The organism is Pseudoxanthomonas sp. JBR18, assembly GCF_028198165.1.
In the GTDB taxonomy this organism is placed as follows: domain Bacteria; phylum Pseudomonadota; class Gammaproteobacteria; order Xanthomonadales; family Xanthomonadaceae; genus Pseudoxanthomonas_A.
In genome coordinates this window covers 31,740-57,933 of the sequence record NZ_CP116339.1, presented here as the reverse complement: position 1 = coordinate 57,933, position 26,194 = coordinate 31,740, and the positions used below count along the sequence as shown (strand labels likewise).

General features: G+C 69.5%; 23 protein-coding genes. 6 read left to right on the top strand and 17 right to left on the bottom strand.

The annotated features are described in order from the left end of the window. Positions 1–53 precede the first annotated feature (53 nt). On the bottom strand, positions 54–917 hold the full coding sequence (locus PJ250_RS00370; protein WP_271646573.1) for a pirin family protein: 864 nt from the start codon (positions 915–917) through the stop codon (positions 54–56). Between the two features lie 290 nt (positions 918–1,207). On the opposite strand from PJ250_RS00370, the gene PJ250_RS00365 reads away from it, so the two are divergent. Then, positions 1,208–2,098 carry a LytTR family transcriptional regulator DNA-binding domain-containing protein gene (locus tag PJ250_RS00365; protein ID WP_271646572.1) on the top strand — a complete coding sequence of 297 codons (891 nt, stop codon included), beginning with the start codon at positions 1,208–1,210 and terminating at the stop codon, positions 2,096–2,098. A 150-nt stretch (positions 2,099–2,248) separates the two neighbouring features. Then, complete coding sequence (locus tag PJ250_RS00360) at positions 2,249–4,594, top strand: CocE/NonD family hydrolase (protein ID WP_271646571.1); 2,346 nt, start codon at positions 2,249–2,251, stop codon at positions 4,592–4,594. 13 nt (positions 4,595–4,607) lie between these two features. Here the strand turns inward: PJ250_RS00360 and nfi are convergent, their stop codons facing one another. The 7 genes from nfi to PJ250_RS00325 all read right to left on the bottom strand — a co-directional run bounded on the left by nfi (position 4,608) and on the right by PJ250_RS00325 (position 10,415). Continuing rightward, positions 4,608–5,324, bottom strand: a complete 717-nt coding sequence (nfi, locus tag PJ250_RS00355) for a deoxyribonuclease V (RefSeq protein ID WP_271646570.1) — start codon at positions 5,322–5,324, stop codon at positions 4,608–4,610. Further along, entirely contained in the window at positions 5,321–5,908 is a 588-nt protein-coding gene (locus PJ250_RS00350) for a histidine phosphatase family protein (protein ID WP_271646569.1), read from the bottom strand. The genes nfi and PJ250_RS00350 overlap by 4 nt, the downstream gene beginning before the upstream one ends. A 9-nt stretch (positions 5,909–5,917) precedes the next feature. Next, complete coding sequence (locus PJ250_RS00345; protein ID WP_271646568.1) at positions 5,918–6,103, bottom strand: DUF3606 domain-containing protein; 186 nt, start codon at positions 6,101–6,103, stop codon at positions 5,918–5,920. A 105-nt stretch (positions 6,104–6,208) separates the two neighbouring features. Further along, positions 6,209–8,005 carry an ABC transporter transmembrane domain-containing protein gene (locus tag PJ250_RS00340; protein WP_271646567.1) on the bottom strand — a complete coding sequence of 599 codons (1,797 nt, stop codon included), beginning with the start codon at positions 8,003–8,005 and terminating at the stop codon, positions 6,209–6,211. Positions 8,006–8,173: 168 nt separating this feature from the next. Further along, positions 8,174–8,788 carry an IMPACT family protein gene (locus PJ250_RS00335; RefSeq protein ID WP_271646566.1) on the bottom strand — a complete coding sequence of 205 codons (615 nt, stop codon included), beginning with the start codon at positions 8,786–8,788 and terminating at the stop codon, positions 8,174–8,176. Continuing rightward, positions 8,785–9,864 carry a hypothetical protein gene (locus PJ250_RS00330; protein WP_271646565.1) on the bottom strand — a complete coding sequence of 360 codons (1,080 nt, stop codon included), beginning with the start codon at positions 9,862–9,864 and terminating at the stop codon, positions 8,785–8,787. Before PJ250_RS00330 ends, PJ250_RS00335 begins: the two co-directional genes overlap by 4 nt. After that, entirely contained in the window at positions 9,861–10,415 is a 555-nt protein-coding gene (locus PJ250_RS00325; protein ID WP_271646564.1) for an RNA polymerase sigma factor, read from the bottom strand. Before PJ250_RS00325 ends, PJ250_RS00330 begins: the two co-directional genes overlap by 4 nt. Before the next feature lie 246 nt (positions 10,416–10,661). Here PJ250_RS00325 and PJ250_RS00320 point away from each other — a divergent pair, with 246 nt between their 5' ends. Beyond that, on the top strand, positions 10,662–13,574 hold the full coding sequence (locus tag PJ250_RS00320) for an EAL domain-containing protein (RefSeq protein ID WP_271646563.1): 2,913 nt from the start codon (positions 10,662–10,664) through the stop codon (positions 13,572–13,574). 103 nt (positions 13,575–13,677) lie between these two features. Here the strand turns inward: PJ250_RS00320 and PJ250_RS00315 are convergent, their stop codons facing one another. Further along, the gene (locus PJ250_RS00315; protein ID WP_271648725.1) at positions 13,678–15,162 is read right to left on the bottom strand and encodes a vWA domain-containing protein; all 1,485 of its coding nucleotides are present in this window, start codon (positions 15,160–15,162) and stop codon (positions 13,678–13,680) included. Positions 15,163–15,565: 403 nt separating this feature from the next. Here PJ250_RS00315 and PJ250_RS00310 point away from each other — a divergent pair, with 403 nt between their 5' ends. Further along, positions 15,566–16,804, top strand: a complete 1,239-nt coding sequence (locus PJ250_RS00310) for a virulence factor family protein (protein WP_271646562.1) — start codon at positions 15,566–15,568, stop codon at positions 16,802–16,804. A 182-nt stretch (positions 16,805–16,986) separates the two neighbouring features. Here the strand turns inward: PJ250_RS00310 and xseA are convergent, their stop codons facing one another. Continuing rightward, positions 16,987–18,330, bottom strand: coding sequence for an exodeoxyribonuclease VII large subunit (xseA, locus tag PJ250_RS00305; protein WP_271646561.1), 1,344 nt, complete (start codon positions 18,328–18,330; stop codon positions 16,987–16,989). A gap of 121 nt (positions 18,331–18,451) precedes the next feature. On the opposite strand from xseA, the gene ispG reads away from it, so the two are divergent. Both ispG and PJ250_RS00295 read left to right on the top strand, forming a co-directional pair. Beyond that, positions 18,452–19,729, top strand: a complete 1,278-nt coding sequence (gene ispG, locus PJ250_RS00300; RefSeq protein WP_271646560.1) for a flavodoxin-dependent (E)-4-hydroxy-3-methylbut-2-enyl-diphosphate synthase — start codon at positions 18,452–18,454, stop codon at positions 19,727–19,729. Beyond that, entirely contained in the window at positions 19,722–20,420 is a 699-nt protein-coding gene (locus tag PJ250_RS00295) for a phosphatase PAP2 family protein (RefSeq protein WP_271648724.1), read from the top strand. Before ispG ends, PJ250_RS00295 begins: the two co-directional genes overlap by 8 nt. 7 nt (positions 20,421–20,427) lie before the next feature. Here PJ250_RS00295 and PJ250_RS00290 read toward each other — a convergent pair whose 3' ends face one another. The 7 genes from PJ250_RS00290 to PJ250_RS00260 are packed head-to-tail and all read right to left on the bottom strand — an operon-like array spanning position 20,428 to position 26,190. Beyond that, on the bottom strand, positions 20,428–21,120 hold the full coding sequence (locus PJ250_RS00290; RefSeq protein ID WP_271646559.1) for an aspartate/glutamate racemase family protein: 693 nt from the start codon (positions 21,118–21,120) through the stop codon (positions 20,428–20,430). 35 nt (positions 21,121–21,155) lie between these two features. After that, complete coding sequence (locus PJ250_RS00285; protein ID WP_271646558.1) at positions 21,156–22,292, bottom strand: TPM domain-containing protein; 1,137 nt, start codon at positions 22,290–22,292, stop codon at positions 21,156–21,158. A 5-nt stretch (positions 22,293–22,297) separates the two neighbouring features. Next, on the bottom strand, positions 22,298–22,870 hold the full coding sequence (locus PJ250_RS00280) for an HD-GYP domain-containing protein (protein WP_333909495.1): 573 nt from the start codon (positions 22,868–22,870) through the stop codon (positions 22,298–22,300). Positions 22,871–22,898: 28 nt separating this feature from the next. Then, positions 22,899–23,810, bottom strand: a complete 912-nt coding sequence (locus tag PJ250_RS00275; RefSeq protein ID WP_271646557.1) for a DMT family transporter — start codon at positions 23,808–23,810, stop codon at positions 22,899–22,901. Continuing rightward, the gene (gene murB, locus PJ250_RS00270; protein WP_271646556.1) at positions 23,810–24,850 is read right to left on the bottom strand and encodes a UDP-N-acetylmuramate dehydrogenase; all 1,041 of its coding nucleotides are present in this window, start codon (positions 24,848–24,850) and stop codon (positions 23,810–23,812) included. The genes PJ250_RS00275 and murB overlap by 1 nt, the downstream gene beginning before the upstream one ends. Further along, positions 24,847–25,902, bottom strand: coding sequence for a quinone-dependent dihydroorotate dehydrogenase (locus PJ250_RS00265; RefSeq protein ID WP_271646555.1), 1,056 nt, complete (start codon positions 25,900–25,902; stop codon positions 24,847–24,849). The genes murB and PJ250_RS00265 overlap by 4 nt, the downstream gene beginning before the upstream one ends. Positions 25,903–25,905: 3 nt before the next feature. Continuing rightward, positions 25,906–26,190: a DUF4190 domain-containing protein gene (locus PJ250_RS00260; RefSeq protein WP_271646554.1), complete on the bottom strand. Its 285-nt coding sequence runs from the start codon at positions 26,188–26,190 to the stop codon at positions 25,906–25,908. Between the last annotated feature and the right edge of the window lie 4 nt (positions 26,191–26,194).

Sequence of the window (26,194 nt, the reverse complement as noted above, 5' to 3'; positions counted from 1 at the left end):
GCACCATAAGCGATGACAGCGGGCGTGACAAATCGGGCGCGGCGCGCCTTGCCTCAGTGGTCGGGGAGGGGGATGAATTCCGGGTCGCCGGTGATCGTGCCGAAGCGCCCTTCCAGCCAGTCCTGCTTGGCTTGCTCGATCCGCTCCTTCGAGCTGGACACGAAGTTCCACCACAGATGACGCGGCCCATCCAACGGTTCGCCGCCCAGCAGCATCGCCTTGATCGGCGTGGTGGCCCGTAGGATTGGGCGGGTGCCGCGATCCAGGGTGACCAGATGCCGGGCCGGGATGTCGGCACCGTCCAGCTGGGCCTCGCCTTCCAGGATGTAGAGCGCGCGCTCGACGGCGCTGTCGTCGATGGCCAGCTCTGCCTCGGGCTGGAGGTCCATGGCCACGTTGAAGGTCTCGGCGAACACCCGAACCGGGGATTCATGGCCCCAGGCGCGACCGGCGATCACCCGCAGTCGCGCGCCATGCTGTTCCCAGTGGGGCAGCGTGTCGGCGGCGTGGTGGTGAAACTCCGGTGCGGTCTCTTCATCCGGCTTGGGCAGCGCCACCCAGGTCTGCATGCCGTGCAGGGGCGCATGGTCCACGCGCTCCAGGGCCGGGGTGCGCTCGGAATGCGCGATGCCACGGCCGGCGGTCATCCAGTTCACGTCGCCGGGTCGGATGATCGTGTCCGAGCCCAGCGTATCGCGGTGCCCGATCGCGCCATCCCACAGGAACGTCACCGTCGCCAGGCCGATGTGCGGATGCGGGCGCACGTCCACGCCCTGGCCTGCGGCGAAATCGGCCGGCCCCATGTGATCGACGAAGACAAACGGCCCCACGCTGCGTGCCTGCAGGGTCGGAACGGCGCGGCGGACCTGGAAGCCGCCCAGGTCATGGACGCGTGGGGCGATCACGGTGGCGGTCATTGGTGTCTGCTCCGGTTCGAGAGGCCCGCAGGATCGCATGCCGGCCGGGGACTCTGTCTGACGAGCGCATACAACGGATCGTTGCAGGTTCGGCCGCGAGCTGACCTCGCGCGACGCTGTGCCGCGAGACCGGGCGCAAGGCTTCCTCACGGCCTGGCAGGGAAAGCCGGTCGAACCTGCCGCCGGTCCCTCTCGGGACACCTTCGCAGGCGGCCCGGCGCCCATGCGGACCGCTAAAATCCGCTCAAGAAAGTCGGGCGCCTGGGCTCGTCTGTCGCGCAGGTTGACCGATGAAGCAGCGCAACTCGGACCTTTGGACGGTCCTGGCCATCTTTGGGGCGTACACGGTCACGCTCCGGTTGGCGCTTGGCCTGGACGTCGTTGGCGCACTGCTGGGAGGCTTGGCCAACACCCTTCCCGTGGTGATCTTCGGTTGGGTGGTGAGGCGGATCGTAGTCAGACACTTGATCGGCAAGCCTGCCGTCGTTCAACTGCTGGCCCATGCCCTGCTGTGCGCGATGTTCATGCTCCTGTCGTACTGGCTGCTCATCGTGCTGCTCGGTTTTTTCTTCGGCGCCGCGCCCGAAGGCTTCGTCGTGCGCCCCTTCAAGTCCGGCGGAGCGGCCTGGCAGTCGCTCCAGAATCTGACGACCTACGCGCTGATCGCGGCGGTGTCCTACCTTTCGGCGCAGTCACGGACAACGCCACAACCCGACGTCGGCGAGGTTGCGTGCGGGTCGGCAGGCGCCGGCGCCGCGACGGCAGGTGCCTCTGACGATGCGCCGTGCCTGGAGCATGTGCCTGAACCGACGGCACCCCTCCGGCCACAGGAACCAGAAGCGCGGGTGGACGCCGCGCTGTCCCGCTACTTCGTCAAGATCGGCGACGAGCTTCGCCCGCTCGATATCGAATCGGTCGTCAGCATCGGGGGCGCGGGCGACTACGCGGAAGTGACGACCCTGACAGCGAAGCATCTGGTCCGGGTCACCTTGGCCGAGTTCGCCAATTCCCTGGATCCGACCCGGTACGTCCGCGTCCATCGTTCCTGGATCGTCAATACCGACCGCATCGCGCGCCTGGAGCCTGCGGGCGGCGGGCGCTTGCTGCTGCATCTGGAGACCGGGCAGACCATCTCGACCAGCCGGGAAGGCGCGAGCCTGCTGCGGAGCCGGGTGCTTTGACCGCTGCAAGGTCTGGTTCGCCGTCCGGAAGTGTCCGCTCGCCGAATTTCCGACACGGCGAGCGGTAGATTCAAGACGATCGCCCTCCAACAACATGACTGGGTGAGCAGGAGGCATCGCCATCCGGCCCAGTCCGGAGGAGCGCCCCGCATGATCCTGTCCCGCCTGCGTTTCATTGTCCTGGCAAGCCTGTTTGTGTGTTTCCTCAGCGGGGCATCGGCTTCCACCGAGGCCGTGTCAGACGTGGCGGTGGCCTCGGCGCTGATTCCCCGTTACGCAGCCTCCGGCAAACCGGAGGACCTGGCGACGCTGTATCGGCTGCAGCTGTTCGTCGGGCGCTATGCCGCGGCGGAAGCGACGCTGGCCAAGCTGAGCGACTTGTATCGCTCGGTCGAACCAAGGCGCGTCCCGGCCTTGGTGCCTTGGCAGCTCTATGCCAGGGCAAAAGTCCACCAGACCGAGGATCAGTTACTTGGCGATGCGTTGGCTCAGGCGTTCTCCGAGCTTTTCGCCAGCCTCCCGGACCGCGACATCGCCCGGATCCTGCCCTGGTTCCAGGTCAATCTCGACGCGCTCCGGGAGGAGCAGGCCAAACAGGAGCGCGCCTGCCCGGATCTTGCCCGGGGCAAGTGCGCTGCGCCGCAGGCCTTGATCACGGCGCGCGAGGCGACTGCGGTCTGGCGCGCGCTCGGGCCCGCGCTGGAACCAATGCTGAGGGCCGACCTGGACCGGCGTTTCTCGATACAGCAGGTCCTGATCCCTACCTCCGATGGCGCGCGGATCGCGGCGCTGATGGTGCGCCAGCGTCATACGGATGGCACGCGGCTGACCGCGCTGCTGAATTTCACCATCTACGCGCGCGATGACTGGTCGCTCGCCGACGCGGTTCAGATGGCCGGACGTGGCTATGTCGGGGTGGTCGCTTATACACGCGGCAAGGGGCGAGGCAGCAGCCCGGGCCCGGTGGTGCCTTACCTCCACGATGGTGACGATGCCGCCACGGTGATCGATTGGCTTGCGAACCAACCGTGGAGCGACGGCCGGGTGGGGATGTTCAGCGGGAGCTACAACGGATTCACGCAGTGGGCAGCGGCCAAGCGCCGTCCACCGGCGCTGAAGGCGATGGCGACCAATGCGACTAATGCGCCTGGCATCGACACCCCGATGCAGGGCGGCGTCTTCCAGAGCTTCATCTATCCATGGCCGTTCTACACCGCCAGCGGCAAGGGCCTGGACGACAAGACCTACCAGGACCGGGCCCGATGGCAGCGGATGCAGCGACAGTGGTATCGCAGCGGGGCGCCCTACCGCGACCTGGACAGGATCGATGGCACGCCCAACCCCATCTTTGATGCTTGGCTGGACCACCCTGACTACGATCGATTCTGGCAGCGGCTTATTCCCTACGGTCGCGAGTTTTCAGCGATCGATATCCCGGTGCTGGTTCAGACAGGCTATTACGACCCTGGCATGGTCGGTGCCCTCTATTATCTTGAGGAGCATTACAGCTACAGGCCCAACGCCGATCATCGCCTGCTCGTCGGGCCCTATCACCACACTGCGATGCAGAGCGGGGTCCTCGCCAGCGTCCGTGGGGATGTGGTGGACAAGGTGGCCCTGATCGATCTTCAAGACGTGAGATTGGACTGGTTTGATCATGTCTTCCGTGGTGCGCCCATGCCCGCAATACTGAGCGATCGCATCAATTTCCAGGTCATGGGTGCAAACACGTGGCGGCACGTCTCGACCCTGGCAGGCATGGCCACTGGTCGGCGACGCCTGTATCTGTCCGGAACACGCGACGGAGAGGGTTTGCTGTTTAGCGGGCTGCCAACCAAGGCGGTCCCTCCGGCGCTTCTGGTCGATTTGGCGGATCGTCACGACGTCGATCTGAGCCTTCCGCCTGGTGCCCCAGATACACGCAACGCGCTGGTCTTCAGGACTGAAGAACTCCAGGCACCTGTCGAAATCGATGGCCTGTTCCAGGCGAACCTGCAAGTGGTCACCAACAAATGCGACTTCGACCTAGAGGTCGGCTTCTACGAGGAGAAGCCGGACGGCCGCTACCTGGATTTGGCTTCCTATTTGGGCCGAGCAAGCTATATGAAGGACCGGACGAAGCGGCATCTGCTACGGGCGGGACGGACGCAGGTGCTCTCCTTTCAGAGCCAGACGCTGACCGCACGCTTGCTGACGCCTGGAAGCCGCATCGTGGCAGTGGTGGGGGTGCCCAAGCGTCCCGATGTCCAGATCAACTACGGCACCGGCCGCGCGGTGAGCGCCGAATCGATCGCCGATGCGGGCCAGCCGTTGCGGATCCAGTGGCTACCCCAGAGCTACTTCGAGCTTGGCGTCCGGGAGCAGGGCGCGGAAGCCGCGCTTGTTCGCGCTACACACCCTGTCGTCGCGGTGCCCGGTGGCATGCGGGATCTCGGATCAGCGAGCGGGCCTGGGGCCTTCCGATTGCCTGCCGAAGTCGCCCTGCCGCACCCGTAATCGATAGGCACAACTAGCGCAGCGGCAACTGCGGTGTGTCGCCCGGCATCGGCCCACGCCGCGAGGCCAAGCGGTCGGCGAGGCGGGTGGGTTCCGGGAGCCGATAGCCGCGCAGTAGACGCAGGGTCCACTCCAAGGCGGTGCCCAGCGAGACGCGGTGTCCGGGCGAGACCACCAGTGGATTGCAGCGCAGCTTGCTGCGCAGCAGCCAGCCGATCTGTTCGCCGCGGTGGATCAGGGCACTGCGGTCGCCGGGCGTCGGGCCGGGCGGTTCCGCGCGCCCGCACAGTGGCTTCTTGGCCACGCCGATGGTCGGCAGGCCGGTGACCACGCCAAAGTGTGCGGCGATTCCCAGCCGGCGGGGATGGGCGATGCCCTGGCCGTCGACCAGCACCAGATCCGGGGCGTACGGCAGGTCGTCCAGCGCCTGTAGGAGCGCGGGCAACTCACGGAAGCTCAGCAGCCCGGGCACATACGGCATGGAAGTCGGCACGCGTGCAATGGTGCTGGCCTGCAATTGCAGGGTCTGTCCGTCGAGCAGCACCGCAGCGGCCCGGGTGATGCGCCCCTCATCCTCGAAGCCGACGTCGAAGCCGGCGATCGTGCGCGGGGTCTCGGGCGCCTGGTCGGCCAGGACGACTTGCGTCGCCAAGGTTTCCTGGAGCGCACGTGCGCCAGCAATGCTGCCGTCCCAGCCGGCGAATGCGTCAGGCGTTTCCGGGGACATCATTGGTGCGGTTCTCCGATCCACGGATCCTGCAGCGTGGCCCGTCCTTGCGCGTCGAAACGCACCTCAAGCACGTGCCCGCTTTCTCCTTCCTCCAGCGCAGCGACCGGGCAGGCGCACAGCGCGCGCGCCAGCAGGGTGATCTGCGCCGGGTCGCCCACGGCCAGGACCGTGCCGTGGTGGTAGCGCTGCCGCCAAGCGCGTGCGGTTTCGTCGAGCGGGCCGCGAGAGAAGAACGCCTGGAGGGCCAGTCCGGGATGCTGGTCCAGTGCGGGTTGCGCTGTTTGCTGGGTGCGCAGGAATTCGTTGGCATAGACCGCGACCAACGGCGTCTTTGCCAGCTGCGCGGCCAGGGCCTCGGCCTGGGTGCGGCCGGCAGGGGATAGCGCGGGATTGAGCGCGTCGCCCGGTTCGGTCGCTGCGTTGACCGCCAGCACAAAGCGCAGCGGTGCCTCCTGCTGAGCGGCGGTGGATCGGGGCGCCGTGTGTGCCGTGTCTGGGGGTGACAACGTGGTGCAGGCGCCCAGCAGGCCGCAGAGCGCCAGCGCCACCAAGGTTGCCGGAACCGGAAAGGCGAACGGTCGCACGGCGCGTGGCTACTCCGGCCGGGATTCCAGATGGGTCTTGATCTGATCGCTGTCGCTGCCGACTTCCTGGACCGCGGCGCGCAGGGCCGCCTCGTCCACGCCGAAATGACCGGTCCAGTAGGCCAGTTCCCATTCTTCGGTCAGTTCGACCTTGGCGATGTCCTTGGGGATGCGGGGATTGTCGGCAGGACTCATGTCTGGCTCGCGGTAGGGAACAGGCGACCAGCGTGGGAATGTCCACCGTAAAGGCGCGTGAGCCGGAGCACGGGCGCTGGCTCGCGCCTGCGCGCTTCGGCCGATTCAATCGATGAACTGCAGCCGCGCCAGTTCCGCGTACAGCCCGCCCTCGGCCATCAGGGCCTCGTGCGTGCCCTGGGCGACGATGCGGCCGCGGTCCATGACCACGATGCGGTCGGCCTTGAGCACGGTGGCCAGGCGATGGGCGATGACCAGGGTGGTGCGCCCGGCCATCAGCCGCTCCAGCGCGCTCTGCACCGCGCGCTCGCTCTGCGCGTCCAGCGCACTGGTGGCTTCGTCCAGCAGCAGGATCGGTGCGTCCTTGAGCAAGGCGCGGGCAATGGCGATGCGCTGCTGCTGGCCGCCGGACAGGCGTGCGCCGCGTTCACCCAGCTGGCTGTCGTAGCCCTCGGGCAGTTCGCGCAGGAAGCCGTCCGCCTCGGCGGCGGTCGCGGCGGCCTGCACGTCGGCGTCGCTGGCCTCTAGGCGGCCATAACGGATGTTCTCGGCCGCGCTGGCGGCGAAGATCGTCGGCGACTGGGGGACCAGGCCGATCTGCTCGCGCAGAGCCGCCACATCAACCTGGCGCAGGTCCAGGCCGTCCACGCGGATCGCTCCCTGCTCCACGTCATGGAAGCGCAGCAGCATCGACAGCACGGTGCTCTTGCCCGCGCCGGACGGCCCGACCAGGGCGACGGTCTCGCCCGGGGAGATCTCCAGGGAAAAATCGTCCAGGGCCGGGGCGTCGGGGCGGGTGGGGTAACGGAAGGACACGTGGTCGAAGCGGATCTGGCCGCGCACCGGCGCCGGCAGCGGCAGCGGCTGCGCGGCCGGGCGCACCTGCGCGGTCTCCTCCAGCAGTTCGCCGATACGGCCCATGCCGCCGGCCGCGCGCTGCAGCTCGTTCCAGACCTCGGCAAGCGAGCCGACCGAACCGCCGCCGATCAGCGCGTACAGCACGAACTGGCCCAGCGTGCCGGCGGTCATCCGGCCGGAGATCACATCGTGCGCGCCCGACCACAGCACCAATACGATGGCGCCGAACACCAGCGTGATCGCCCCGGCGGTGACGAATGACTGCGCGCGGATACGCTTGCGCGCGGTCTGCACCGAGACCTCCACCGCTGCCTCGAAGCGCGCCCGCTCGTAGGGCTCGCGCGCATGCGCCTGGACCGTGCGTACCGCGCCCAGGCTCTCGCTCGCCAGAGTGTTGGCATCGGCCACGCGGTCCTGGCTGGCGCGCGAGATCCGGCCCAGCTTGCGCGCGCCCAGCACGATCGGCACCACCGCCACCGGGATGCCCACCAGGGCGAAGGCGGCCAGGCGCGGGCTGGCGATGAACATCATCACCACCGAGCCGATCACCGTGACCGTGCTGCGCACCGCCACCGACATGGCACTGCCCACCACGCTGCGCAGCAGTTCGCTGTCGGCCGACAGGCGCGAGATCAGCTCGCCGCTGCGGTTGCGGTCATGGAACTGCGCATCCAGGCCCAGCAGGTGGCCATAGAGCTGGCGGCGCAGGTCGGCCACCACGCGCTCGCCCAGCATGGACACAAAGAAGAAGCGCGCCGCACTGGCCAGGGCCAGCACCACCGCCACGCCGAACAGCGCCAGGAAGGCGCGGTCGATGTTGTCGCCACTTGAGAACCCGTGGTCGATCATCTGCTTGACCGCGTGCGGCAGGCTCAGGGTCGCGGCCGAGGCCACCGCCAGCGCGACCAGCCAGCAGATGAACAGGCCCAGGTGTTTGCGCACGAACGGCCACAGGGCACGCAGGCTGCCCAGCCTGGCCTTCTTCGGTCGCGCCGCGTCGGTCGGTTCGGCGGCGGGGAGGGTGGAGGCCTGGGGCGCAGTCATCTGGAGTCCGGTCGAGCGAGGGAGGGCCGTGCGGGTTCATGGACCACGCACGCACCGGACGGTTCCCCGCGACCGACATGGCAGAGCCGGACGGGCGCATCTGAAGGGGCGCCGTCGGCTTGGCCGGACCTGCACACCCCATGCGGATGGCGGCAGGCCCCTGGTTTTTCAAGGTTCGGGCGCGGCCAGGTCGGACGGGGCATCGGCCCGGCACTGCACGCGGTCGCGGGTGGCATCGCGCAGATGGCGGCGCAACGGCGCGAGCTGGCCGGTCGGCAGCCGCAACCGCAGGTGGGCGCCATCGGCGTCGAAGGTCTCTTCCAGCTTTTCTGCGCCAAAGGTGGCGACGGCGGCATGCACATGACCCAGGTCATCGAAGCCGCAGCTGACGGCCAGCTCGGCCATGGCCACCAGCGCCACCCGGGGCGCGTCTCGCAGGGCGCTGGCGGTGCAGCCGCCATAGGCGCGAACCAGGCCGCCGACGCCCAGCTTGATCCCGCCGTACCAGCGGGTGACCACGACCGCGACCTGGTCGAAGCCGGCGCCGTCGATCGCCGCCAGGATGGGCCGGCCGGCGCTGCCACCTGGCTCGCCGTCGTCGCTGGAGCGGAAGGCCGCGCCGACCCGCCAGGCCCAGCAGTTGTGGGTGGCGCCCATCTCGCTGGCCGCGGCGATGTGGGCCATCGCCGCGTCGGCCGAGTCGACCGGGGCGGCATGGACGATGAAGCGGCTGTGCTTGATCAGGGTTTCCTGGTCCACCGCCCCGGCCAGGGTGTGGCTCATGGCCGCAGCGCGCGCAGGTCGTCGGGGAGGGCGCGATGCGGATAGGCCTGCACGAACGCGGCCAGGCTGGCCCGCGCAAGCGCGCCCTGGCCCTCGAAGCGATGCAGACGGATGCGGCGCAGCCACTGCTCGGGGGGGAGTTGTCGATCCTCCTCGATCTGGCGAGCGATGGCGGGCGTCACGGTCGCCAAGCCGGCTGAACGCCCCGTGCTGCGGAGGACGGTGTCGGCATCCGCTGCACGCAGGGGTGCGAGGGCCGCGGGTGCAGCCTCCTGATCCGTTTGGGGCGCGGCGCTCAGGTTGGAGTGCTGCTGGACCGCGGGCGCGGTGCGGGCCTCGAAGGCTTCCACCGTCGGGGCCGGCGCGGGAGGAGGGGGCGGAGGCGCGTAGGCGGGCGCGGGCGGTGCCGGAGGGGCTGGCGGGGAGTAGGTCGCGTTCGGTCGCACCTGCGCGGTGTCCGGGGCTGCCTCGATGTGGGCGCCCGCCCGCTCCAGCGAGGACGGTGTCTGGGGTTTGGACGGGGCACGCGGGACAGCGCGCTGCTTCGGCGCGGGGGGCGGGGGCGCGACCGCCTGCGGCAGCGCGGGTTCGGGCGTCGGCGCCATTTCCGGAGACGCCGGAACCGGGGCGGCGTCCTCAGCCGGCGCGCGGACCGCGGGCGCCGGCGGGGACGCATCGGCTGCGGGCTGGGCGGGGGTTTGCTTGCGCTGCTGCACGGCGGCGGCCGGTTCGGGAGGTGGCGTCGCAGGCGCCGAGGCGCCCTCATACAGCACATGGGCCGTTTGCTGTGGGCGCAACTGCCAGGCGATGGTGACCGCCAGCAGCAGCGAGGCGGTGATCCCCGCGCCGACGGTCCAGCGCCGGCGCGGACGCCGGCTGGAGGTGCGGCCGGCGCGGTGGCCGGATGGGAGGGCCGCGACTGGCGATGGTGCCGACGGCGCTTCGAGGGCCGCGCGCGCGGCTGCCAGGATGCGTGCATCCAGGTCGGGTCCGGGGCCGGCGTTGGCGTGCTCGCCGGCCAGCCGGTCGGCCAGGGCGCGCTCTTCCGGCGTCAGCCGATCGCCTGGCGTGTTCATGGCCCGATCCCCGCACGCAGCTTGTCCATGGCATAGCGCAGCCGTGACTTGACGGTTTCCCGGCCGACGCCGGTGATCTGGCCGATCTGATCCAGGGTCAGTTCCTGTTCCAGGCGCAACAGCAGTACCTCGCGTTGTTCTTCTGGCAGCGCATCCAGGGCGCGCTGCAGCACACGACGCTGTTCCAGGGCGGACAGCTGTCGCTCGGGCGTGTCCGGATCGGCCAACTGGGCGGTCCGGGCGTCGGCATCGTCCGGGGCGGCCGGGCGATGGCGCTGGGCCCGCCAATGGTCGTTGAGCCGGTTGTGGGCGATGCGGAACAGCCAGGTCGAGAACGCTGCCTCCGGTTGCCAGCTCGCCCGCGCGCCCACGACCCGTTGCCACACATCCTGGAACAGCTCGTCGGCCAGCGCGCCATTGCGCAGCTGGCGCAGCAGGAACCGGTACAGCGGGCCGCGATGGCGGGCGTAGAGCATCTCGAAAGCGCGGATGTCGCCGGCGGCATAGGCCAGCATCAGGGCGTCGTCGGCGGGCTCGGCGGCGTCGTTCACGTCGGCAAGCGTACGTTGTGTGGCCGGCGTCTCAAAGCCTGGCGGTGCTCGTGACGGAAGTTCTTGCTGCTGCTGGCGGCGTTCACGCCTTGCGTATACTGACGACCTGGGGCGGGGGGCATGGAACACGGAGGGTTCAACGTCCGGCCATCCGCTTCGGGGTCACTGCATTGAACGGGCCGTCCAGTGCCGGGATGTATCGACCTGTGCGCCCGTGTGGGCGCCAAGCGAACATGGGGAATCTTGATGTCTGGCCAGACCGCCACTGCCCAAGCGCAGACCGGTGTCGACGCTGTGGCGACTGACGCCCTGGCGCAGGTGCTGTGCGGCCTGTTGCCGGCCGGCTCGCAGGTGGTGGCCTACTGGCGCGACTGGGCGGTGGGGGCGGGCAGCACGGCGACCGCCGGGGCCACTCCCGGCTTGCGGCGGGCGGCCGAGCAGTCCCTCTGGGACAACAACGCCGCCCGTGCAGACGGCGATCCGACCCTGCTGCTGCATGCCTGGTCCAATCCACAGGGCAACGCGCGCATGGCCGTGGCCGCCAGCCTGGGTCAGCCGCTCGCGCCGGCCCAGGCCCCGGCCTGGCTGGAAGCGGCCAAGGCCCTGGTGGCCTCGTCGCTGGAGACGGCCCGCTCGCGTGCCCGGGTGCTGTCGCTGGAAAAGTCCAAGCGTCTGCAACAGGCCCTGTACGAAATCGCCGATGTCGCCAGTGCCGATCTGGAGATGCACGACATGCTGCGCCGCATCCACGCGGTGGTCGGCACCCTGATGTATGCGGAAAACTGCTACATCGTCCTCTACGACGATGTGCGGCGCACGCTGCGGTTCCTGTATTTCGCCGATCTGATCGATCCCTACGTGGCCGATCCGGACCGCGAGTTCAGCGAGGAGGAAATGCAGAGCAGCATGACCGTGGCGCTGCTGCGCCATGGACAACCGCTGCGGGGGCCCTCGGTGGCCGTGCGCCAGCGGATCGGTCTGTCGGTGCCGCCCGATCCCAGCCATGGACCGGACAGCCAGGATTGGCTGGGCGTGCCGATGCGTCGCGACGACCGCGTGTGCGGGGCGATCGTGGTGCAGAGCTACGACACCCCGGCCAGCTATACCGACGAGGATCGTGCGCTGCTGTCCTATGTGGCCCAGCACATCCTGACCGCGATGGACCGTCGCCATGCGCACGAGGAGCTGGAGGCCAGGATCCAGGAGCGCACCCGGGAGCTGCAGTTGGCCAACCGCGAACTGCAGGCCGAAATCGTCGAGCGCAAGCGCGCCGAGAAGCTGCAGGGCGCCCTGTTCCGCATCACCGATCTGGCCAATACCTCCCCGACGCTGGAGCAGTTCTACGAAGCGGTCCACTGGGTGGTGGACGAACTGATCGTGGCGCGCAACTTCTACATCGCGCTGCTGGACGAGGACGGCAAGACGCTGCACTTCCCGTACTCCATCGACGAGCGCGATCCGATGCGCCAGTCGCGGAAGGCCAGCAACGGGCTGACCGAATATGTCATCAACAGTGCCAGGGCGCTGTTGGCCGATCCGGAGCTGGTGGCCGCGCTCAGCCGCAGCGGCGCGGTGGTCCAGCATGGCCCGCCGGCGCACAGCTGGCTGGGCGTGCCGCTGCTGCAGAGCAGTGGCGAGGTGCGCGGCTGCGTGGTGGTGCAGAGTTACTCGCCCGAGGTGCGCTACAGCGCGCATGACCAGAACCTGCTGTCCTTCGTGGCCCACCACATCGGCAATGGCCTGGTCCGTCAGCGTGCGCGCGAGTCGCTGCGCGCGGCCCATCTGGAACTGGAGCGCCGGGTCGAGGAGCGCACCTTCGAACTGGCCGAAGCCAACGCCAAGCTGATGGCGCAGATGGGCGAACGCCTGCGCGCCGAACAGCGCCTGACCTACCAGGCCACCCACGATGCCCTGACCGGCCTGCCCAACCGTGCCTTCCTGCTGGACAGCCTGGCCGCGGCGATCGCGCGCGCCCACGCCGAGCCGGGCAACGAGTTCGCGGTGCTGTTCATGGACCTGGACCGCTTCAAGCTGGTCAACGACTCGATCGGCCATGCGGCCGGCGATGAAATGCTGATCGAGGTGGCGCGCCGCATCACCTCGCAGGTCCGCGAGGGTGATCTGGTCGCGCGGCTGGGAGGCGACGAGTTTGCGATGGTCATCGGCTACCGCGTCGATCCGCAGGAAGCGGTGGACTTCGCCGCGCGCCTGCTGACCACGCTGAACCGGCCCATGTGGGTGGCCGGGCGTGAGCTGTTTCCGGCCGCCAGTGTGGGCATCGCCGCCTGGCACGCCAGCTACCAGAGTGGCGAGGAGTTGCTGCGCGACGCCGACGCGGCGATGTACCGGGCCAAGGCCGAGGGGCGCGACCGCAGCGCGGTGTTCGACCAGGCCATGCGCGAGGCGGCGATGCAGAGCCTGGACCTGGAGGCGGATTTGCGTCGGGCCATCAAGTCGGGCGACTTCGTGCCGCACTTCCAGCCCATCGTGCGCATCAGCGACGGGAAGGTGATCGGTCACGAGGCCTTGTTGCGCTGGCACCACGAGCGCCGCGGCCTGCTGCTGCCGGCCTCGTTCATTTCGCTTGGGGAAGAGAGTGGCCTGATCGAGCACGTCGACTGGCTGCTGTACGAACAGGTCGCCCGGCGGATCGCGCAAGGCATGGACGGCTACGTCTCGGTCAATGTCTCGCCGCGCCACTTCCGGGCTCCGGATTTCGCCGAGCGCCTGCTGGCGCTGTTGCGCGATGCCGGTGCCAATCCCGCGCAGCTGCGCGTGGAGATCACCGAGATGGCGCTCCTGGACGATGCGCCGCGCACGCTGCGCATGTTGCAGTTGCTGCGCACGCACGGCGTGCTCGCCCAATTGGACGATTTCGGGACCGGTTTCTCTGCGCTGTCCTATCTGCAGCGGTTCCCCATCTCGGCGTTGAAGATCGACCGCAGCTTCATTGCCGGGCTGGGGAGCGCGCACAGTGAGGAAAGCCTGGGCCTGGTCCGGGCGATCCTGGCGCTGGGCAATACCCTGGGCATCGAGAGCATCGCCGAGGGGGTGGAGACGGCCGCGCAGTTGCAGGCGCTGCGCGAGTTGGAATGCGACCACGCCCAGGGTTACTTCCTGGGGCGGCCGGGTCCGGTGCTTGGCCAGGCGCTGGGCTGACGCTGCCGCTGCCGCGCTAGAAGATCACATCCACTCGCATCGGCGCCTCGTCCGCGCGCGCCTTGCCCGTCGGCGACGCAGGGGCATGTCCGGCCGGTGCGGGTCAGTCCATACCGGTCTGGACCATCGCCGCGGCGGGCACGGTCAACGCCTGGGCCTGATCGATCAGGGCAAGAAATTCGCCGCGCAGGCCGTCCGGGTCCTTGCCGCGTGCCGCGTTGGCGGTGGCCCGCACCTGCTCCCAATCCCAGCCGTCCAGGCCGCCACCCCCGCGCAACAGGTCGGCATAGCCGGCCACCGCGCTGGCGAAGCGCAGGGCATCACTGGGGCGTGTGGTGGCCGAGGTGGCCAGGATCGGGGTGTCGATCAGCGTGCTCTGCGTGGCCCTGGGCAGCTTGTAGCGCAGGCGCAGGTCGGCGATCTCGCGCGCGTCGCCCGCGGGGGCTGGCGCGGTTCCGTAGCGCAACGCCGGCAGGCGCGCGGCCTCCGAGGCGACCGGGGTCAGCTCGTAAAGCGCGGTAACCTCGTGGCCAACGCCGATATCGCCGGCATCGACGCGGTCGTTGGCGAAATCCTCGCGTCGCAGCAGGCGGTTCTCGTAACCGATCAGGCGGTACTCCGCGACCGCGGCCGGGTTGAACTCGACCTGGATCTTCACATCGCGGGCGATGGTCAGCAGCGTGCCCTGCATCTGCTGCACCAGGACCTTGCGGGCCTCCTTCTCCGAATCGATGTAGGCGTGCTGGCCATCGCCGACATCGGCCAGGCGTTCGGCCAGTGCGTCGTTGTAATTGCCCTGGCCGAAACCCAGGGTGCTCAGCGCCACGCCGGACTTGCGCGCATCACCGACCAGCGTCTCCAGTGCGCGCTGGTCGACGGTGCCGACGTTGAAGTCGCCATCGGTGGCCAGCAGGACCCGATTGCTGCCACCGGCGATGAAGGCCTGCCGCGCCATCGCATAGGCCAGGCGGATGCCGTCGCCGCCGTTGGTGCTGCCGCCGGCCTCCAGCCGATCCAGCGCGGCCAGGATCGTGTCGTGCTGGTTGCCCGGCGTTGGCGGTAGCACCAGCCCGGCCGATCCGGCGTAGACCACGATCGACACCCGGTCCTGCGCGCGCAACTGCGGCACCAGCAGTGCCAGCGAGCGCTTGAGCAGCGGCAGCTTGTCCGGCGCCTCCATCGACCCGGAGGTATCGATCAGGAACACTAGGTTGGACGGCGGCAGGTCCCGTTTGGGCAACTCGTAGCCCTTGATGCCGATCATCAGCACCTGGCGTTGGGCATTCCATGGCGCGGGCGCCAGTTCGGTGGTGACCTTGAACGGCGTGTGGCGGCTGGCGGGCGCGGGCAGGTGGTAGTCGAAGTAATTGATGAATTCCTCGGTGCGCACCGCGTCGGCCGGCGGCCGCTGGCCCTGCTGGACCATGCGCCGCACGTTGCTGTAGCTGCCGGTATCGACGTCGATGGAGAAGGTCGAGACCGGCTGCTCGGCGGTCCGCTGGACCGGGTTGTCGTCGTGGCGCGCATAGCGCTCGGTATTGATCGGGGGCGGCGCGGGGGCGGGCATCAGCATTTCGTACATCGCCATGGGGGCGGCGCGCTGCAGTGCTGGCGCAGGCGGGGCGGGTGGCGCCACGGGCGCGGTCAGCTGGAAGGCCTGGTCGCGTTGAGCCGGGTAAGTGGCGAGCTTGGCGGCTTCGGCCGCTGGAATATCGTTGCGGGCGGAGGGCGACAGGGGCGCGGAGGAGCAAGCCACCAACGTGGCGGCGGTCAGCAGGGACAGACAGGTGCGAGGCGTGCGGAGCATGTCGGTGGCTTCCTGGGATGGACAGACCTGCAAACGCGCGGGCAGCCGCAACGGGGTTTGCACCGGTGCCTCGTGTGCGGCCCAGGCCAGCTCAACCGCGGCGAAACGGGAGCAAGGCCGGTGTGCGCGTTGGCCGCAACCTGGCGCTAGGCTGCGCCACCTTTTCCTTCCGTCAGGAACCGCGATGCGTATCCGCCCCTGGGCCCGTTGGACGCTGCTGGTCCTGTTGCTGAGCCTTGCCGCCGGTGCGGCCGTGGCCGCGCACCTGCGCCGTGACCATCTGGGCAAGCCGTTCGGCATGGCGCTGACCTTCCAGCCGGCCGGCAAGCCGCGTGGCGTGGTGGTGGTGGTGGCCGAACGTGTGCGCTCCCACGGAACGGCCGCGCAGCTGGCTCAGTCGCTGGCCGATCGTGGTCTGTTGGTGGCGCTGGTGCCGGCCCGCCAAGTGCTGACGCACGTCGACCCGCAGCACTGCGCGCTGGTCGCCAACGATGTCGAGCGCGTGGGCCGGCGGCTGATGCGTCAGAGCGGTGCGGATGCCTACTTCGCCCCGATGCTGGTCGGCGCCGATGCGCAGGGCAGTGCGTTGGCGCGACTGGCGGTGGCCAATGCGCTGCCGCAGACCGTGGCTGGCGCGGTGTTGAACGGGCCCGCATCGGCGGCGCCTGCGGGTTGCGCGGTGGCGCCGTCTTCGGCCGAGCAGGGCTTCGTGCTGGAACGGGTCGGGGAGCAGTCGGTGGCCGATATGGTGGTGGCGCACCTGCCGCGGCCGCAGCCGGCGTTTCGCGGACTGCCACTGATCGAGCTGCCGGCGGTCGGCAGCCATCGCCTGGCGATCTTCATGTCCGGCGATGGTGGCTGGCGCAGTCTGGACAAGGGCGTGTGCAACGGGTTGCGCGCGCAGGGGGTTTCGGTGGTGGGTTGGGACAGCCTGCGCTACTTCTGGTCGCGGCGGACACCCGATCAGACCGCTGCCGACCTGGCCGCGGTGATCGATGAATACCGCCAGCGCTGGCATGCAGATGAAGTGGAATTGATCGGCTACTCGTTCGGCGCCGACGCCATGCCCTTCCTCTACAACCGCCTGCCGCCGGCCACCCGCGCCAGCGTGCGCTCGATTTCGCTGCTGGGCCTGGGGCATGCGGCGTCGTTCCGCGTGTCGGTGGGCGACTGGCTGGGCACGCCGTCCTCCGACGATGTGCCGGTCGCGCCGGAGCTGGCGAAACTGCCGCCCGGCGAGTTGCTGTGCGTCTATGGCGAGGACGAAAGGGACACCCTGTGCCCGACGCTGGCCGCGCAAGGCATTCGCGTGGCCAAGACCCGCGGCGGCCATCATTTCGACCACAACATCCCGGCGATGGTCGAGCGCCTGCGCGCCAACTTCTCGCGCAATGACAGCGCGGGCCAACCGCCGTCGGGGTGAATTGCCGGCGTGGTTCGCGTTCGTCCTTGCTGACGACAACACCACGTGCCTGCCCCTGGCCGATGGTCTCGGGCCAGGCGGCGCTGCGCGCTTGAGGCACGCGCGTGCGCGGGTGCTTGCGGGAGTGGAGGTGAAACCGGCGGCTGAAAGGCCGGCCGTGGCAGGACGCCGGCCCTGATCGGTCAGTCCCGCGGCGGCAGGACCTGCACGGTGAGCTGGCCGTCGGTCAGGCGCGCGTTCAACCGGTCGCCGACGGCGACCTGTGTGGTCGAACGCACCAGCGTGCCGTCGTCCTTGGTCACCAGCGCGTAGCCGCGCGCCACGGTCGCCAGCGGGCTGACCGCTTCGAGCGAACGCACCAGCCCACCCAGCCGCAGCGTGTCGCGCTGCAGCTGGCGGGCGATGGCGGCCCGCGGACGCGGTTGCAGCGCGGCCAGGCGTTCGGCCAATGCGGCCAGGCGGCGCTGCGGCGAATGCGCACGCAGCACGCTGTCGGCGTGGCGCAGCCGTGCCTGGCGGCGATCCAACTGCACCTGCCACTGCGCCTGCAGATGGCGCAATGCTTCGGCGTGACGTCGGCGCATCAGCTGCAGACGCGCTTGGGGACCCTGCGCCTGCAGGCGCAGCCACGCGCGATCCACGCGTTGGTGCACGCGGTCCATGCGATGCGCATGCAGGGTGTGCAGACGCCGTCCCAGGCCGCGCAGGCGCGTGCCCAGGTCGGCGATTGAGGGCACCAGCAGTTCGGCCGCGGCCGATGGGGTGGGCGCGCGCAGGTCGGCGGCGAAGTCGCAGAGGGTGAAGTCGGTCTCGTGGCCCACGGCCGAGACCACCGGCACGGCGCAGTCGGCCACCGCGCGGACCAGCGCCTCGTCGTTGAACGCCCACAGGTCCTCGATGGAGCCGCCGCCGCGGGTCACCAGGACCGCGTCGTAGCGGCCGCTGTTGCCGGCTGCGCGCACCAGCGCGGTGATCTGCGCGGCGGCGGTCGCGCCCTGCACCTGGGTGGGCAGCACGTCGACCTCGAGCAGCGGAAAGCGCCGGCCCAACACGCTGATCACATCGCGCACCGCCGCGCCGCTGGGCGAGGTGATCACCGCCAACCGGCGCGGGAAGGCCGGCAGCGGCCGCTTGCGTTCCGGATCGAACAAGCCCTCGGTCTGCAGCCTTGCCTTGAGCTGCTCGAAGGCCCGGCGTAGTGCGCCTTCACCGGCTTCCTCCATGTGATCCAGGACCAGCTGGTACTCGCCGCGTGCCTCGTACAGCGTCACCCGTCCGCGCGCCAGCACGCGCAGGCCTTCGCGCGGGACGAACTTCAGCCAGCTGCTCTTGGGCTTGAACATCGCGCAGCGCACCTGCGCCCGCGCGTCCTTCAGGGTGAAATACAGGTGCCCGGAGGCGGGACGGGTGACATTGCCCAGCTCGGCCTCGACCCAGATCGCCGGGAAGCTGCCTTCCAGCAGGTCGCGGGCCAGGGTATTGAGCTGGGAGGGGGTGAGGACATCGCGGGCGGGCAGGTCGTTCATCAGCGCGCCAGTGTAGCGGCGCGCAGGTGTGGGAGCCGCCATGGCGGCGAGAGGCCTTCATGTTCAGGCGCCATCGCCGCCGTGGCGGCTCCCACACCTGCCAGGGGCTAAAATGTTGTCCATGAACGCCATTCCAACCCAATCGCCCGCCTCCGAATCCACGCCCGTGACCGCCGGTGCCCAACCCCGCCGTCACACCCACGGTGTGCAGGTGGGCAAGGTCCGGCTGGGGGGCGGGGCGCCGGTGGTGGTGCAGTCCATGACCAATACCGACACGGCCGACGTGACCGGCACCGTCAAGCAGGTCGCCGATCTGTGGCGCGCCGGCTCGGAAATGGTCCGGGTCACGGTCAACAATCCCGAGTCGGCCGCCGCGGTGCCGCGCATCGTCGACAAGCTGGCGATGATGGGCATCGAGGTCCCGATCATCGGCGACTTCCACTACAACGGCCACCAACTGCTCACCAATGAGCCAGCGTGCGCGCAGGCCCTGGCCAAGTACCGCATCAATCCGGGCAATGTCGGCTTCGGCAAGAAGCGCGACACCCAGTTCGCCCAGCTGATCGAGTTCGCGATCCAGTACGACAAGCCGGTGCGCATCGGCGCCAACTGGGGTTCGCTGGACCAGTCGCTGGCCGCCGCGCTGATGGACGAGAACGCCCAGCGCGCCCAGCCGTGGGAGGCCACCGCGGTGCTGCGCGAGGCCCTGATCCGTTCGGCGCTGGATTCGGCGCATCGGGCGGTGGAGATCGGTTTGCCGGCCGATCGCATCGTGCTCTCGGCCAAGGTCTCCGGGGTTCAGGAGCTGATCGCGGTCTATCGCGACCTGGCGCGCCGCAGCGAGTTCGCCCTGCATCTGGGCCTGACCGAGGCCGGCATCGGCTCCAAGGGCATCGTGGCGTCCTCGGCGGCGCTGGCCGTGCTGCTGCAGGAAGGCATCGGCGACACCATCCGCATCTCGCTGACCCCCGAGCCGGGCGCCTCGCGCACGCAGGAGGTCATCGTCGCCCAGGAACTGCTGCAGACCACCGGCCTGCGCGCCTTCACCCCGATGGTCACCGCCTGCCCCGGCTGCGGGCGCACCACCTCGGAGTTCTTCCAGGAGCTGGCCAAGGTCGTGCAGGAGCATGTGCGCGGCAAGATGCCCGAATGGAAGATCACCCGCCCCGGCGCCGAGCACATGACCCTGGCGGTGATGGGCTGCGTGGTCAACGGCCCGGGCGAGTCGCGCCACGCCAACATCGGTATCTCGCTGCCGGGCACGGGCGAGGCCCCGTCGGCACCGGTGTTCGTCGATGGCGAAAAAACCGTCACCCTGCGTGGCGAGAACATCGCCCATGAATTCGTCGCGCTGATCGACCAATACGTCGACACGCACTACGCGCGTAGTGCTGTTTAAGGTCTTCGCCGAAGGGGGGCGGCTCATCGGCCACACCCTGCGCCGCATTGGCTGGCGCATGGGGCTGCTGTTCGTGGCCATCGGCCTGCCGATGTGGGGCTTTGCCGAACTGGGCGAAGAGGTCCACGAATCGGAGAGCTTCGTCTTCGACACGCCCTTGCTGCTGCACGCCCAGGCCGCGTCCGGGCCGTGGCTGGACCAGGCGTTCCTCAAGATCACCTGGGCCGGCTACCAGGGCGTGATCGTCTTCAACAGCGTGCTGCTCATCGTGCTGCTGGCGCTGCGTCGTTGGCGCGAGGCGACCTTCGTCGGCGTGGCCGTGGTCGGCTCAGCGCTGCTCAACCTGGCGACCAAGCAGGCCTTTGGCCGCGCCCGGCCTACGCTATGGGAATCGATCTCGCCGGAAGACACCTTCAGCTTTCCCAGCGGGCACGCGATGGGCTCGATGACCCTGGTCACCGTGCTGGTGCTGCTGACCTGGGGCACGCGCGGACGCTGGCCGGTCTTGATCATCACCGCGCTGTTCGCGCTGTTGGTCGGGCTCTCGCGGATCTACCTGGGCGTGCATTACCCCTCGGACATCCTGGGCGGCTGGACCGCCGCGATCGCCTGGACGGTCGGCGTGTATGCGGCCGTGTTCCGTGGCCACCGGCGGCCGTGGAAGACGCCGGAGACACCGCAGCCGGATTGATCCGGGCCTAAGCGGCCAGCGCGTGCAGCGCCGCGGCGCGTGCGTGCAGGGTGGTGGTGTCGAACAGCGGCACATCCGCGTCGGTCTGGTCCACCAGCAGCGAGATCTCAGTGCAACCCAGGATGATGCCCTGCGCACCGGCCGCGGCCAGCCGGGCCATGACCTGGCGGTAGGTCGCGCGCGCGTCGTCGCGGATCACGCCCTGACAGAGTTCGTCGTAGATGATCCGGTGGACTTGTCCGCGGTCTTCTTCTTCAGGCACCAGAACCTCGAAGCCGCGCGCCTGCAGCCGCGCGCGGTAGAAGTCCTGCTCCATGGTGAAGCGCGTCCCCAGCAGGCCCACGCGGGCGATGCCGGCAGCGGCCAGTGCATCGGCAGTGGCATCGGCGATGTGCAGCAGCGGCAAGGGCGTGGCGCCGGTGATCGCGTCGGCGACCTTGTGCATGGTGTTGGTGCACAAGACGATGAAGTCCGCGCCGCCGGCGTGCAGCGCGCGTGCGGCCTCAGCCATCGCCTCGCCGGCCGCGTCCCAGTCGCCGGCATGCTGCAAGGCCTCGATCTGGTGGAAATCCACGCTGTGCAGCAGCACCCGTGCCGAGTGCAGGCCGCCCAGGGTGTCGCGGACGGTTTCGTTGACGAGGCGGTAGTAGGGCAGGGTGGATTCCCAGCTCATGCCGCCGATCATGCCGATGGTCTTCATGGCGCCATTGTGCCGCAGCTGCTTCCCTTTCTCGCCTACCAACTCGAACTGGCGCCGCCGCCGCCCGAGCTGCCGCCGCCGGACGAGGATGACGATGAAGAAGATGAGGACGACGATGCCTGGCTGGCGTAGTAGGCCGGCGTGTAGGCGTAGTCCCCGGTCTCGGTGCGGGCGACATGACCGCGCTTGATGAGTGCCTCGCGGGTACGGGCCTGGTGGTCGAGGAAGGCGCGGAAATCCTGCGCCGAGCGATAGCGCCGTCCGGATCGCCACAGCACCAGGCCGGCCACTGCCAGTTCCACCAGCAGCGCGATCACGAACCCGGCCAGGAACAGCGCGGAGAACATCGCCACGAACACGCCCGGGTTGATCGTGAGGAAGCCGCGTAGCACCCAGCCACCGCGCAGGCCACCGCGCTTGCGTGGCGTATGCGCGACCTGTTCGGATTCGCCGGCCAGCTCCGGGTGCTGCGCCATCAGGCGTGCGCGCTGCTGCCGCATCCTCCGCCGACGCAGTGGGGGCAGCAGCCAGATCAGCGCCGCTGTCCCTATCCAGGCGACCAAGCCACGCGCCCAGTGCATGTCATTGCCATGCCCATCGGTCGCGCCGGTGCGTGCCAGTGCATCAAGCGTGGCCGGGTCCTGGGCGGCTGCCTTGCCCATGAACGCGAAGGCATCGACGATGGCGCCGGCGGTGTCGCCCTGGCGCATCTTCGGCGCCAGCGCCTCGTCCAGCGCGTGCTTGGCGGCGATGTCCGGCAAGGCCCCTTCCAGTCCGTAGCCGACCTCGAAGCGCGAGCGATGCTCGCGCAGGGCCAGCACCAGCAGCAGTCCGTTGTCGGCCTCACGCTGGCCCAGGCCCCACTGCCGGAAGGCGCGTTCGGACAGCGATTCGATCGACTCGCCGTCCAGCGAGGGCAGGATGTAGACCGCGCCCCAAATGTGGCGCTCCGCGCGCAATTGTTGAAGGGCCGCGTTCACGCGCGTGGTGTCCGCCGCGGACAGCGCGTGCGCAGGGTCGACGACGTTTGGGGTGTAGGGCGGGATCCGCACCGTGGCCACGATTGGCGCGATGGGCAGGAGCAGGCTGGCTGCCAATAGCCACGCCCCCAGGAGCCTGCCGGCGCCGGTCAGCGCCGGCCGCCGCAGTCGCCTGGCGATCGTTCGCTGCATGCCGGTCATGGGCTGCGCCACGGGTGGTGTGCGATCAGCCGCGTGAAGTGGTCGAAGATCGCCGGGTCCAACTTGCGCTCGCGCTCCTGCTGCAGGATGTGCATGACCTGGGCATGCGCACGTGGCCGCTGATACGGGCGCGCCGAGATCATCGCGTCGTAGCTGTCGGCCACGCGCACGATGCGGGCCAGCAGCGGGATGGCTTCGCCGGCCAGTTGGTCCGGGTAGCCACTGCCGTCCCAGGCTTCGTGATGGCCGCGGATGATCGCGGCGATGCATGCCGCGTCCTGACGCTCGGTTGACAGGAAGATCCGTGCGCCGCGTTCGCAGTGCTCGGACATCAGCGCGCGTTCCCCGGCATCCAGCACGCCGGGCTTGAGCAGGACGCGGTCCGGGATGCCGATCTTGCCGATGTCGTGGAAGCGCGCGGCCAGTGCCAGCTGCTTCAGCTCCGCGGAGGTCAGGCCGCAGGCCTGGCCCAGCGCGAGGCTGAGCTGCCCGACCCGGTCGCTGTGGTCATGGGTGCCCAGGTCACGTTCGGCCAGGGCCATCGAGAGTGCGTCGAGTGAACCTTGCAAGAGAGGTGACACCCAGGGTCGAGAGGGATTATTCGCCGGGCTTGGCGCCTTCGGATGGGGCATGGGTCGCCGCGCGCCTTGCCAGCACCGCCTCGCGGTGGGCGATGTAGGCGGTGGAGGCCAGGATAATGCCCGCGCCGACGGCCGTGGACAGGTCCAGGGTCTCGCCGAACAGCCACCAGCCCAGCACGATCACCACCGGCAGCTGCATGAAGCTGATCGGCTGCAGGGCCGAGACCTCGCCCAGCCTGAGCGCACGCGTCCACAGCAGCTGGCCGCCGGTGCCGAAGATGCCGCAGCCCACCAGCCACAGCCAGGTCATGCCTTGCGGCCAGTGCCACTGGAACAGCGCCGGCACCAGCGACATCGGCACCCAGAACAGGTAGGTGTAGAACACCACTGTGTCCGGCGCATCGATGCGCGAGAGCTGCTTGATCTGGATGGCCACGATGGCGCTGATCACCGCGGCGGCCACGGCCACCAGCAGGCCGGGGCTGAAAGCCTCCGACCACGGGCGCACGATCACCAGCACGCCGGTGAAGCCGGCGGCCACGGCCATCCAGCGGCGCACGTGGACCTTCTCGCGCAGCCAGAAGACCGCGGCAATGGTCACGAACAGCGGCGTGGAATAGGACAGCGAGACCGCCTGGGACAACGGCAGGTGGCCGATCGACCAGAACCCGCACAGCATCGAGCACAGCCCGATCACGGTGCGGACCAGGTAGCGCGGCAGGTGCGCGGTACGCGGCAGCGGCTTGCCCGGGCGCAGGATCACAGGCAGCAGCGCCAGCAGGCCGAAGGCATTGCGGAAGAAGGCGATCTCGGTGGTCTCCACCGTGGCCGAAGCCAGGCGGATGCTGATGGCCATCAGGCCGAAGGACAGCGTGCTGGCCAGCATCAGCAGGGCCGCGCGCAGCGGTGCGGCCTGGACCGGCGCCATCACCACGTCTGTCCCACGATGCGCGGCTCCGGCTCGATGTCCACCCCGAAGCGTTCATGCACCGAGGCGGCGATGTCCCGTGCCAGCGCGAGCAGCTGTGCACCGCTGGCCTGGCCGTGGTTGACCAGCACCAGGGCGTGGTCGGGCGAAACGCCGGCATCGCCCTGGCGATGGCCCTTCCAGCCGGCCTGCTCGATCAGCCAGGCGGCCGAGAGCTTGCGCGTGTCGGCGGCATCCCCGTTGAATGCCGGCAGGCCCGGGTGTTCGGCTTCCAGTCGCTCGGCCACGGACGCCGGCACGATCGGATTCTTGAAGAAGCTCCCCGCGTTGCCCAGCAGCGCCGGGTCGGGCAGCTTGCGGCGGCGGATGTGGATGACCGCTTCGGCCACTTCGCGTGCGGTGGGGTCGGCGATCTCCATGTCGGCCAGCTCGGCGCGCAGGCCGGCGTAATCCAGCTGCAGATGCGCGGTGCGGCTCAGGGTGTAGGTCACCGCGGTGATGATCCAGCGCCCGGGCTGGCGCTTGAACACACTGTCGCGATAGCCGAAGGCGCATTCGGCACGCGAAAGCCGGCAGAAGTCGCTGGCGCGGGTGTCCCAGGCCTCCACGCTGTCGATGCGCTCGCCGACCTCCACGCCATAGGCGCCGATGTTCTGGATCGGGCTGGCGCCGACGGTGCCGGGAATCAGGGCCAGGTTCTCCAGCCCGCACAGGCCGTGCTCCAGCGTCCACAGCACCAGCATGTGCCAGTCCAGGCCGGCTTCGGCGCGGACCAGCACTTGGTCGGCGTCTTCCTGGACGATGGCGACCTGGCGCGCGGTGAAGGCCAGGGCCACCCCGTCCAGATCGCCGGCCAGCAGCAGGTTGCTGCCCGCGCCGATCGGCAGCAGCGGCTGCTCGCTCAGCTCTGGCAGGGCCAGTGCGGCGGGCAGGGCGGACAGCTGAGCGACCTCCAGCAGCCAGCGCGCCTGCGCATCGATGCCAAGCGTGTTGCGGGAGCGGAGCGGGGCGTGTTCGGTCAGACGCCAGGGGGCGCTCATAACGGGGCCACCGGGCCGCCGCTGGGATGCTCGCGGCGGCGGCGGATGGCTTCCACGCAGTCGTGCACCAGGGCCGGGCCGCGGTACACCAGGCCGGTGTAGAGCTGGGTCAGGGCGGCGCCGGCGGAGACCTTGGCGACCGCATCGGCACCGGACGTGATCCCGCCCACGCCGATCAGCGGGATGGTGTCGGGCAGGCGCGCGCGCATGCGCCGCAGGACCAGCGTGGCCTGGCCCATGAGCGGCGCGCCGGACAGGCCGCCGGCCTGCGCGGCGTGCGGATGGGTGTGGATCAGGTTGCGGGCCACGGTGGTGTTGGTGGCGATCACCCCATCCACCGACAGATCGGCCAGGACCCGGCAGACCGCGTCGATGTCGGCGTCGGACAGGTCCGGGGCGACCTTGACCAGCATCGGCACGCGCTTACCGTGCTGGGCGCCCAGGCGCTCCTGGGCCTCGCGCAGGGTGCCGATCAGCTGGCGCAGGGCCTGTTCTTCCTGCAGCTCGCGCAGGCCGGCGGTGTTGGGCGAGGAGATGTTGACGGTGATGTAGTCGGCCAGCGGATACACCCGTTCCAGGCAGAACAGGTAGTCGTCGGCGGCCGATTCGTTGGGCGTGTCCTTGTTCTTGCCGATGTTGATGCCCAGCAGTCCGCCCTGGCGGCGCGCACGCTGCACGTTGGCGATCAGCGCGTCCACGCCGCCGTTGTTGAAGCCCAGACGGTTGATCACCGCCCGCTGTTGCGGCAGGCGGAACATCCGCGGCTTGGGATTGCCCGGCTGCGGGCGCGGAGTCACCGTGCCGACCTCGACGAAGCCGAAACCCAGTGCCAGCAGCGCATCGATATGCGCGCCGTTCTTGTCCAGTCCCGCGGCCAAGCCGACCGGGTTGGGGAACGCCAGGCCAAAGGCCTTGGTCACCAGCGGCGCGGGCCGACGCGTCAGCAGCGCGGAGGTGCCGCTGCGGTAGGCGGCCTCGATGGCGCGCAGCCCGGCGCCGTGCGCACGCTCGGCATCCAGGGCGAACAGGAAGGGGCGGGCGAGTCCGTACATGGGTCAGGAGTTGAAGATGGCCAGCGCGGCAACGCCGCCGAAGAACAGCAGGAAGATCACCAGCGCGGCCACGCCCAGGGCGATGGACAGCCAGCCCAGCACCAGCCCGGCCACCGCCAGGCCGTCGCCTTCCAGCAGGCCGGCGCTGCGCCGGATCTCGGCGCGGGCCATGTGCCCGGTAATGACCGCGACGATGGCGCCGATGACCGGGATCAGGGTCCAGCCCAGGATGCCGAAGACCAGCGAGACCACGGCCAGACTGCTGGTGGAGCGGACGGGGGTATTCATCGGG